The organism is Pseudomonas sp. CGJS7, from assembly GCF_036961695.1.
Genome location: NZ_JBAMDI010000265.1, coordinates 1 through 4038, shown reverse-complemented (window position 1 = coordinate 4038; position 4038 = coordinate 1). Strand labels below are relative to the sequence as shown.

Here is a 4038-nt window from a genome sequence, read left to right as displayed (position 1 = left end):
TTGTGTATTCGCGGTCGCGGCTCGCGCCGCTCCTACAGGTAGTAACGCCTACGCCGCCAACGCCGGATCGGGCTTGCGGAACGCGATGCCGAGGCGATTCCAGGCATTCATCGCGATCGCGGCATAGCTCAGCGCGACCAGATCGTGGTCGCTGAAATGCTCGCGCACCTCGGCGTAGATCTCATCCGACACCGGCGCCCGGTCGACCAGGGTGATCGCCTCGGCCCAGCCCAACGCGGCGCGTTCGCGCGCGCTGAACGGACCTTCCTGCCAGACCCGCAACAGATGCAGGCGGCGATGGGTTTCGCCGCGCTCCACCGCTTCCTCGGTATGCAGGCGGATGCAGTAAGCGCAGCCGTTGATTTGCGAAACGCGCACGTTGATCAGATCGATCAGCGAGCGCTCCAGGCCGCTCTTTTCGACATAAGCGCTGAGGCCGGCGAGGGCGCGCGCGCCTTGCGGATCGACTTTGTTGTAATCCAGACGGGTGGACATGGGGGCTGGCTCGAAGAGGCGTCGGACGACGCGATAAGCTCAGGTTAGGATGTTCATACCTGAAATACATTCCGCCACGGGCGCAAGCCGAGTTTGCACAAATGAACAACGCGACCCATCCGCCCGGCCTGTCCTGGGACGACTACCGCTTCATCCTCGCGGTGGGCCGCGCCGGCTCGCTCAACGGCGCGGCCAAGCGCCTGGCGGTGAGCCACCCCACGGTGTTCCGCCGGATCAACGCGATCGAGCGCGCGCTCGGCGCGCGCCTGTTCGAACGCGCGCGCGAGGGTTACGCGCCGACCCCGACCGGCGAGGAAGTGATCGCGGTGGCGGCCGAGATCGAAGCGCGGATCGGCGCGACCGAGCGCCGTCTGGCCGGCCTGGACGCGCGCCCGACCGGCAAGGTCCGGCTGACCACGGTCGAACCGTTGCTGCAGGGCTTGCTGGTGCCGTTGCTGGCGAAGTTCCGCCGCGACCACCCGGGCATCGTGCTGGAGGTGGTCACCGACAACGCGCTGCACGATCTCGGCCGGCGCGAGGCCGATCTGGCCCTGCGCCCGGGCAGCAAACCGCCGCCGGACAGCTTGATCGGACGCCGGGTAGCGCGCCTGGCCGCCGCGGTTTACCGCCCGCGCTCGCTGCGGCTGCCGCGCGGCGCCGGCGCGGACGATCTGGCCGGGATGGATTGGCTGATCCCCGACGGCAGCCTGGGCGATATCGCCATGGCCCATTGGCTGCGCCGCAAGCAGTACGACCGCGGCGCGGTGTTGCGGGCCAACAGCCTGCTGGCCCTGCGCGATGCCGCGGTCGAGGGCATGGGGCTGACGATGCTGCCGTGCTATCTGGGCGACGCCGAGCGCCAGCTGGTCCGGGTCGGCCCGCCGCAGCCCGCGGCGGCTTCGGACTTGTGGCTGTTGAGCCATCCGGACCTGCGCCGGACCGAGCGGGTGCGGGTGTTCGCCGACGCCTTGCGCGAGGGCTTTGCGGCCTTGCAGTCGAGGCTGGACGGAGCATCCGTACCCGGCCAGTCCGGGTAGCCGGTTGGGTCGCAGTGCCGGCAAGTTAGTTGCGAGCCGCTAGCGGGCGCGGAATATTGCAACCGTGAAGCAGGTCCCCATGAACAAATGGCATGACAAGTCCACAGTTACTTTTGAAACCTGTGACGCTGGGCACATCAGATTAGGAAAATTCCTACACGCTTAAGAGCACTCCGGCGACGGTTTCCTGTTCACGCAACAAGCATCTTTTAATCGCTCCGACGGCACTACCGAGTCACGTCCGCAGACGCGGACATCCCCCTGACCGGGCCGGCAGAACCATTACAAGGATGACCCATGTTTCGCGTCGAACTGAAGCAGCGTGATGGCAGCGACGACCGCGCGCTGGCTGTGGCGATTGCAGAGATCGCGCAGGAGTACCGCAGTGCCGAAGCGGCGCTGAAGTCCGTGCTGCCGCAGGCCCGCAAATACGCCGCGCACGCTCCCAAGGGGCTGTGGCTGCTTATTTACGATGCCAATTCGCAGCCCGTGTTTGGCACGCTGGTTCCCTAGGGCCGGCGTGCGGTTTGCGCCGCCCGGCTGACAGGAGTCTGGCCGGGCGGCGCGGGCCAACCGCAGAGGTGCACGCAAGCGCCCCAGTAGAAACCCGGCAAATCGGCGCTTTGCTCCTACCACCGCCCACGCCAAAACTCCCCGCCGTCATTCCCGCTACAGCCGGATTGCACTCTGCGACAAGTCCTTCCGCACCGTCATTCCGGCGAAAGCCGGAACCCACCTGGCCCCCGACACCGTCATTCCGGCGAAAGCCGGAATCCATTTTGACTTTGCTGTGGTTGTTGCCGTCTGCGGTTCCGAGCAACAGCAAGATCAAAATGGATTCCGGCTTTCGCCGGAATGACGGTAGGGAGGTTTCGGCGAAAGCCGGAATGACGGCTGCGAGGTTTCGGCCTTAGCCGCAATGACAGTGGAATGGAGCCCGGCTTTCGCGGAATGACGGTGAAACCAGGCGTCAAGCGCATTCCTCGCGTTAGGCAACCCCCACCGCATCGATCCACCCACGCGCCACCGCCACCTCCACATCGCCCGGCGTATCCAGATCCAGCTCCAACTCAGGCGCCACCAGCCGCCACACCGCACCCTCGGGCTGCCGCGCCAACGCCGCGCCGAAGCCGCGATCGCCATGCAACGCGGTAGCTTCGCGCCATAAATCCGCGGCGATCAAAGCCGGAACGCCGAGAGCCTGCGAATGAACCGTCGCCGCGCAAGCGCCGGAGACGGTCGCCGCGCCGGCCACCAAGTCCAGCAGATGCTCGCTCCGCAACGCAGGTTGATCGCACCCGAGCACCAACACCGATCCGCCAAACCCATCGCCAGCCAACGCATCGCCAGCCAACGCATCGGCCGCCGCGCGCAAGCTGCTGGACAGGCCCTGCTGCCAATCGGGATTGACCACAACCTCCACCGCCAGCCCGGACAACTCCGCGCGCAAACGCTCGCCGTCCGCACCGAGCACGACCAATACACGCGCCGCGCCGCTGCTCAGCGCCAATCGCGCGGCACGACGCAGCAGGCTTTCGCCGTCGATAGTCAGCAACTGCTTGGGCCGACCGAGCCGGCGGCTGGCGCCGGCGGCGAGCACCACCGCGGCGTGGCCCATCGCTCAGCGCCTGCCGCGCAGATGCTGCTGCAACTCGGCGGCGACGCTGAGCGCGATCGCTTCCGGACCTTCGCCGCCCAGCGGCAGACCGATCGGCGAATGCAGGCGCGGCTGCAACGAGGACAACGCCGCGGCCGGCAACACCCGGAACAGATCCTCGCGCCGGCGGGTCGGCCCGAGCAGACCGACGAAGCCGATGTCCTGGCCGGCGACGCTTTCGGCCAGATGCTCCAGCGCTTCGCGGTCGAGTTCGAAATGGTGGTGCATCACCAACGCCGCGTCGTGCGAGCGCGCGGTCGCCAGCGCCTGCGCCGGGCTGCGCGCGTGGGCGTGATCGGCCAGCGCGCCCAGTCCGGCCCAGCGCGGCCGGCGTTCGACCAGGGTGGTCATCCAGCCCAGGGTGCGCAACAGCGGCAGCAAGGTCGGCGTTTCCGGGCCGCCGCCGAACACCAGCACCGACGGCGGCGCGGCGATCTCCAAGGTCCACTCGCCGGCCGGCCACGGCGAGGGATTGACCGGCAAGGTCCAGCGCAGGCGTTCGTCGCCGACCGCGGCCGAGACCGCGCCGCCGCTGCGCACGTTCAGGCGCAGATCGCCGTGGCCGCGCAGCCATTCGTCGGTCAGCGTCGGCCAGTCGCGCAGCGCCGCCAGCGGCAACAAGGCCAGACGCAAGCGGCCGCGGCAGCCGACCGCGGAGCCGGCGAACAGGTCTTCGTCGCTGCGGGTGTCGATGTCCATCCACTCGATGCCCTGCGAACTGGCCGCTTCGGCCGCGCGCAATTCGATGTCCGGTTCGATGCAGCCGCCGCTGAGCCAGCCGACCTGGCCGCTGCGCGCGCCGAACAAGGCCAGCGCGCCGGGCCGCACATAGGTCGAGCCTTCGGTATC

General features: G+C 68.2%; 5 protein-coding genes. 2 read left to right on the top strand and 3 right to left on the bottom strand.

The genetic code is table 11. The features are described 5' to 3' along the window. Positions 1 to 48: 48 nt before the first annotated feature. Entirely contained in the window at positions 49 to 495 is a 447-nt protein-coding gene (locus tag V7787_RS52400; RefSeq protein ID WP_336095394.1) for a carboxymuconolactone decarboxylase family protein, read from the bottom strand. A gap of 101 nt (positions 496 to 596) precedes the next feature. On the opposite strand from V7787_RS52400, the gene V7787_RS52395 reads away from it, so the two are divergent. Both V7787_RS52395 and V7787_RS52390 read left to right on the top strand, forming a co-directional pair. Further along, positions 597 to 1532 (top strand): LysR family transcriptional regulator, encoded by a 936-nt coding sequence (locus V7787_RS52395; RefSeq protein WP_336095393.1) that lies wholly within the window; start codon positions 597 to 599, stop codon positions 1530 to 1532. A gap of 297 nt (positions 1533 to 1829) precedes the next feature. Then, a complete protein-coding gene (locus V7787_RS52390) occupies positions 1830 to 2045 on the top strand; it encodes a hypothetical protein (RefSeq protein ID WP_336095392.1) in 216 nt (71 codons plus the stop codon). Positions 2046 to 2520: 475 nt separating this feature from the next. Here the strand turns inward: V7787_RS52390 and V7787_RS52385 are convergent, their stop codons facing one another. Together V7787_RS52385 and V7787_RS52380 are read right to left on the bottom strand one after the other, a co-directional pair. Next, positions 2521 to 3150, bottom strand: coding sequence for a nucleotidyltransferase family protein (locus V7787_RS52385; protein ID WP_336095391.1), 630 nt, complete (start codon positions 3148 to 3150; stop codon positions 2521 to 2523). 3 nt (positions 3151 to 3153) lie between these two features. Then, positions 3154 to 4038, bottom strand: an 885-nt coding sequence (locus tag V7787_RS52380) for an XdhC family protein (RefSeq protein ID WP_336095390.1), incomplete at its 5' end; no start/stop codon positions are given.

Bases quoted from the DNA above. Each gene is read 5' to 3' on its own strand.
- V7787_RS52400 (WP_336095394.1), bottom strand. From the start codon at position 495: ATGTCCACCCGTCTGGATTACAACAAAGTCGATCCGCAAGGCGCGCGC.
- V7787_RS52395 (WP_336095393.1), top strand. From the start codon at position 597: ATGAACAACGCGACCCATCCGCCCGGCCTGTCCTGGGACGACTACCGC.
- V7787_RS52385 (WP_336095391.1), bottom strand. From the start codon at position 3,150: ATGGGCCACGCCGCGGTGGTGCTCGCCGCCGGCGCCAGCCGCCGGCTC.
- V7787_RS52390 (WP_336095392.1), top strand. From the start codon at position 1,830: ATGTTTCGCGTCGAACTGAAGCAGCGTGATGGCAGCGACGACCGCGCG.